Here is a 4,899-nt window from a genome sequence, read left to right as displayed (position 1 = left end):
GACGCGCGCGTCCCCGCCGACCGGCTCACCGCGCAGCAGACGTTCCGACGTCTCACCGTCCAGCCACTTGTCGTGCTCGTCGGCCATCACATGTCCTTCTGCGTCCGCGTACGCGTATGCGTCACACTCGCGGACCGCACCGCGCCACCGCGCGGCGTTCGCTGGGGCGGGAGCGCGTCGAGCACTCCCGTCGATTCCGGATCGGCGCCGAGGAGTTCGGCCAGCCGCTTCAGGCCCCGGTGCGCGGCGGTACGGACGGCGCCCGCGCGCTTGCCGAGCGTCTCGGCGGCGGTCTTGGCGTCGAGCCCGACCACCACGCGCAGTACGACGGCCTCGGCCTGGTCCTGCGGGAGCCGGGCGATGAGGGAGAGAGTGCCGTCGGTGGTCAGGGCCTCGATGGCCTCACCGGCGGTGTCCGACTCGGCGGCTCTGCCGGTCAGTTCGGTCTCGTCGCCGCCTATCAGGGGGCGGCGGCCGCGCATCCGTATGTGGTCCAGGGCGCGGTTGCGGGCTATCCGCGCGGCCCAGCCACGGAAGCGGTCGGCGTCGCCGCTGAACCGGTCGAGGTCGCGCGCGATCTGGAGCCACGCCTCGGACGTGACGTCCTCGGCGTCCAAGTCGCCCACCAGCGTGCGGACATAGCCGAGCAGCCGTGGATGCACCGCGCGGTACACCGTACGGAACGCGGTCTCGTCCCCCGCCTGGGCCGCGCGCACCGCGGCCGTCAACTCCGCGTCGTCCCCCTGCACCGCACTCCCTTTACGCCCGTCACTCGGTCGGCGCGAAAGGCACGTTACGGCCTGAAACCGCTGCTCGTCCATGTCTGTGGAAGATGCAACTGACTCGTGACACGCCCAGGTGTGACATATGACGCGGCCATGACGCAGAACAACATGACGGACCGCCCCGCGGTCCGCACCACGCAACGGCCGGGGTCTCTCCTGTGGGGGGTGGCGACCCCGGCCGTTGCTCAGCCCGCCGGCCCCTCGAGGGCTGACATGCACCCCTGACGGCGCGCGCGTAGCGTGGCAAAACGCGGGCCGACACGTTTCCGGGGGGCCGGAGGTATCAGCCATGGGCACAGTGACCACACCTGACGGCACCAGCATCTTCTACGTCGACCGGGGCCCCCGGGACGCCCGGCCGATCGTCTTCCACCACGGCCGGCCTTTGAGCCACGAGGACTGGGACAACCAGTTGCTGTACTTCCTCTCCCAGGGCTATCGGGTCATCGCCCACGACCGCCGCGGTCACGGACGCTCCAGCCAGCCGTCGGCCGGGCACGACATGGACACCTACGCCGCCGACGTTGCCGCCCTGACCGAGGCCCTGGACCTGAAGGACGCGGTGCACATCGGGCACTCCACCGGGGGCGGCGAGGTGGTCCGCTACGTGGCGCGGGCCGAACCGGGCCGGGTGTCCAAGGCGGTCATCTCCAACGCGGTGCCCCCGGTCATGGTCAAGAAGGACAGCAACCCCGAGGGAACCCCGATCGAGGCCTTCGACGAGCTGCGCGAGGGGCTCGCCGCCAACCGCGCACAGTTCTACATCGACGTCCCCTCGGGCCCGTTCTACGGCTTCAACCGGCCCGGCGCCGAGGTCGTCCAGGGGCTCATCGACCGCTGGTGGTGGCAGGGGATGAGGGGTGCGGCGAACGCGCACTACGAATGCATCAAGGCGTTCTCAATCGAGGGGTGATCACCCGCGCGGCCGGCGCTCACCCCGGACCCCTCACCCTGGATGTAATGTAAGTTGTTACATCCGGGACGGGCCGATGCCGGCCCGCGGTGAATGGAGGATCCGGTGGGAAAGCTCGAAGGAAAGACGGCCGTCGTCACCGGCGGCAACAGCGGGATCGGCCTCGCCACCGCCAAGCGGTTCGCCGAGGAGGGCGCGCACGTCTTCATCACCGGCCGCCGCCAGGAGGCGCTCGACGCGGCGGTGGCCGAGATCGGCGAGAACGTCACGGGGGTCCGGGGAGACGTCTCGAACCTGGCTGACATCGACCGCCTGTACGAGGCGGTGGCAAAGAGCGGCCGTCGCATCGACGTGCTGTTCGCCAACGCCGGCGGCGGTGAGTTCGCCACCCTGGAGGACCTGACGGAGGAGCACTTCGACTCGACCTTCGGCACCAACGTCAAGGGCACGCTGTTCACGGTCCAGAAGGCGCTTCCGCTGCTGAACGACGGCGCCTCGGTGATCCTCACCGGGAGCACGGCGCGAGGGGAGGAGGCGTTCGGCGTCTACGCCGCCTCGAAGGCCGCCATCCGCTCCTTCTCCCGCACGTGGGCGAACGAACTGAGCGATCGCGCCATCCGCGTCAACACGCTGGCACCGGGGCCGACCGACACCCCGGGGATCGCGGGTCTCGCGCCCGACGCCGAGTCGGCCTCGAAGATGCGGGAGGGCTTCGTGAGCCAGGTTCCGCTGGGCCGTATGGGGCGCCCGGAGGAGGTCGCGGATGTGGCGCTGTTCCTCGCCGGCGACCAGAGCACGTTCGTCACCGGAGTCGAACTCTTCGTGGACGGCGGCCAGCGGCAGGTGTGACGACGGGGTCAGCCGGCGACGTGCCGCTCCGCCTGCACGTCGCGGAGGACGTCGGCGATCGAGATCGCGGCGAGTTCGTCCCGTACCGCGTCGTCCAGGCGGGCGTACACGGAGCTGAGTGCCGGGCGGATGCCGAAGCCGACGGGACAGTCCTCGTTGGGCGGAGTGCGGTGCAGGGCGAACAGTCCGTTGCCCTCCACCGCGCCGTACACGTCCCGCAGCGTGATCGACTCGGGTTCCCGGGCCAGGGTCCATCCGGCCTTGGCGCCCCGCTTGCCCTGGTGCCGCCCGGGCGGCACCAGGGGAGGACGCGGTGCGGCGAGCGGCCGGCTAGACCCCCGTCGCCTCCCGGCACAGGCCCCGCAGGGAGCCTTCGCCGGTGAAGGCCAGGTGGGCCTCCTCCAGGGGGTCCCAGAGGCGGCCGTCGGGGGTGCGGAGCCAGTGGGTGCCGTGCGTGGCCCACCATTCACCGCCCGTGTGGCGGGCGATGACCTCGCCGGCATAGGCGCCGAAGCCGCGCAGTACGCGTTCCAATGCCTCGTACGGCGGGTGGTCGTGGCGGAGTTCCCCGATGACGCGGTCCAGGCGCCACAGGCTCTGGGGGGAGTAGTCGAGGCGGAGGCGGGCGCCCTCACGCATGGTGGCGACCGTGTCCGCGGCCCACCGCGCGGGGCGTGCCGCGGCCGAGGGGCGGTAGTCCGTCTGCGTTGTTGCGTACTGGGTAGTCACACAGGGGTAAGCGGTCCCGGCCGGCCGCGCGTCACACGATTCGGCGCCGTTTCGGCAACCGGCGCAGGACCGCCCCATCGTCCCGACAGGACGGACACAGAACCCACCCCGAGTCCAGGTTTAAGCCTGAGCCCGCGCTCGCCGCGACACCACCGCACGCAGCACCCGTCGCCCCTCCCCCGAGACGTCCAGCGCCCGCCGCAACCCCTGCGGCCCGTGCTCCGCGAGGAGCTGGAGGACGACCGTCTGCCGCCCCAGCTCGGCCGCGACCAGCGGCAGCTCCTCGTCCACCCCGTCACCGCCGGCCGGGTCCAGCAGCCGGTGCACCCGCAGCGAGGCCGACGAGCACGCCTCGGCCCACTCCCGCAGCGCGTCCCCCTCCCGCTCGGCCGGAGCCGACAGCAGCATCCCCCGCGCGACCTCCGCCGCCTCGTCCCCACCGGAACCGGAGCCCGGGCCCGGCTCGCCCGCACCCAGCGCGGCCCGTACCTTCGCCAGGCTCTCGGACCAGTCGGAGTCGTCCACGAGATGCGCCCACAACGGGCGCAGCAACTCGTCGTCCTCGACGAGCAGGGACACGCACCGATCCGAACAAGCCAGCCCGCTCGCGGCCAGCCCGCGTGCGTCGGCCTGCGCGATCAGTTCCTCCAGGCTCATGGAATGCCTCCCTCGCCTGGGCACCGCCTGTACGGAGCCCGCATTTCCCCTTACTGCGTGCGACGGGCCCGGAGTGTCACAGTCACCGTTTTTCAGCCAAGCGCGGCGGACGGGAGCGAGGGTCCCGCGAGCGCCTTCTCGTTCTGCATCCGGGTCAGCCGAAGGACCACCCCGGCGGCCAGCACGGCGGCGACGAGGTCGATGCCGTCGACCACGGCGAGCATCCCCGCCCCGGACTCCACCCGCAGCAGCCGGTCGGCGATCAGCCCGGCCACCCAGGCCGTCCACCAGAGGTCGACCAGCCCGTGACCGCTCGGCCGCCCCTGCGGCGCACTGGCGTCCCATGCGTCGAGAACGATCCGGCGGGGAAACCAGAAGTTCACGAACGGGACGAACCAGCCGCCGATCGTCCACCACCGCGCCTTGCTCTGCGAACTGGCGTCGAAGACCTCGGCGTTGACCCGCACCCACCACAGCCAGCACAGGTACACGACCGCCGTGGCGAGCAGCAGGACCCCCTGCGCGATGTCGAGGACCGGCCCGGCCAGGACGGACGGCTCCGCCAGGTCGGCCCAGATCGCCACCGCGTCACCGGCACCGACCAGCCCCAGCATCACCACCGTCGCCTGCCCCAGCCCGACCGGCGAGCGCAGCGGCGGACCCGGCGGTACGAAGGGGACGGCCGGCGCGCAGCGGGCGCACCGCGTCTCCCCGGTGACGGCCTCGTTGCTGTGGCAGCTGGCGCAGATCATGAAGGTCTTTCCCCCGGTACGGCTGGAGCGGCGTACGCGGCCCTCCCCAGAGCCGCGTACGCATGAGCGAACACGGAAACATACGTGCTACGCCGACATTCCGTCCACTCACCCCAGCCGGTTCGCCAGCTCCTTGAACTGCGGCCAGGTCAGCGCGGGTTGCCCCGGGTCCCAGAGCTTCTGCACGGTGGCCCGCAGCGGCATCCGGATGCCG

At 71.7% G+C, this 4,899-nt stretch carries 6 protein-coding genes and 1 pseudogene; 2 read left to right on the top strand and 5 right to left on the bottom strand.

From position 1 onward, the window contains the following. Positions 1–86: 86 nt before the first annotated feature. Positions 87–749 carry an RNA polymerase sigma factor gene (locus CCN33_RS23550; protein WP_086695505.1) on the bottom strand — a complete coding sequence of 221 codons (663 nt, stop codon included), beginning with the start codon at positions 747–749 and terminating at the stop codon, positions 87–89. Positions 750–1,074: 325 nt separating this feature from the next. Here CCN33_RS23550 and CCN33_RS23545 point away from each other — a divergent pair. Together CCN33_RS23545 and CCN33_RS23540 are read left to right on the top strand one after the other, a co-directional pair. Then, positions 1,075–1,686: pseudogene (locus tag CCN33_RS23545) on the top strand (alpha/beta fold hydrolase); the annotation flags it as partial. A 117-nt stretch (positions 1,687–1,803) separates the two neighbouring features. Further along, the gene (locus tag CCN33_RS23540) at positions 1,804–2,547 is read left to right on the top strand and encodes an SDR family NAD(P)-dependent oxidoreductase (RefSeq protein WP_086695504.1); all 744 of its coding nucleotides are present in this window, start codon (positions 1,804–1,806) and stop codon (positions 2,545–2,547) included. Between the two features lie 8 nt (positions 2,548–2,555). Here the strand turns inward: CCN33_RS23540 and CCN33_RS23535 are convergent, their stop codons facing one another. The 4 genes from CCN33_RS23535 to CCN33_RS23520 form a co-directional block, all read right to left on the bottom strand. Then, positions 2,556–2,846, bottom strand: a complete 291-nt coding sequence (locus tag CCN33_RS23535) for an Rrf2 family transcriptional regulator (protein WP_086695503.1) — start codon at positions 2,844–2,846, stop codon at positions 2,556–2,558. 31 nt (positions 2,847–2,877) lie between these two features. Then, a complete protein-coding gene (locus CCN33_RS23530) occupies positions 2,878–3,354 on the bottom strand; it encodes a hypothetical protein (protein ID WP_392224768.1) in 477 nt (158 codons plus the stop codon). A 42-nt stretch (positions 3,355–3,396) separates the two neighbouring features. After that, positions 3,397–3,933, bottom strand: coding sequence for a hypothetical protein (locus CCN33_RS23525; RefSeq protein ID WP_086695501.1), 537 nt, complete (start codon positions 3,931–3,933; stop codon positions 3,397–3,399). 92 nt (positions 3,934–4,025) lie between these two features. After that, complete coding sequence (locus CCN33_RS23520) at positions 4,026–4,685, bottom strand: DUF4328 domain-containing protein (protein WP_086695500.1); 660 nt, start codon at positions 4,683–4,685, stop codon at positions 4,026–4,028. Positions 4,686–4,899: the final 214 nt, after the last annotated feature.

It is taken from the genome of Streptomyces recifensis (assembly GCF_002154615.1).
Lineage (GTDB): Bacteria > Actinomycetota > Actinomycetes > Streptomycetales > Streptomycetaceae > Streptomyces > Streptomyces griseoluteus.
The sequence above is the reverse complement of the archived record's forward strand: the minus strand, read 5'-3'. Positions and strand labels throughout refer to the sequence as shown.

Bases quoted from the DNA above. Each gene is read 5' to 3' on its own strand.
- CCN33_RS23530 (WP_392224768.1), bottom strand. From the start codon at position 3,354: ATGGGGCGGTCCTGCGCCGGTTGCCGAAACGGCGCCGAATCGTGTGAC.
- CCN33_RS23525 (WP_086695501.1), bottom strand. From the start codon at position 3,933: ATGAGCCTGGAGGAACTGATCGCGCAGGCCGACGCACGCGGGCTGGCC.
- CCN33_RS23520 (WP_086695500.1), bottom strand. From the start codon at position 4,685: ATGATCTGCGCCAGCTGCCACAGCAACGAGGCCGTCACCGGGGAGACG.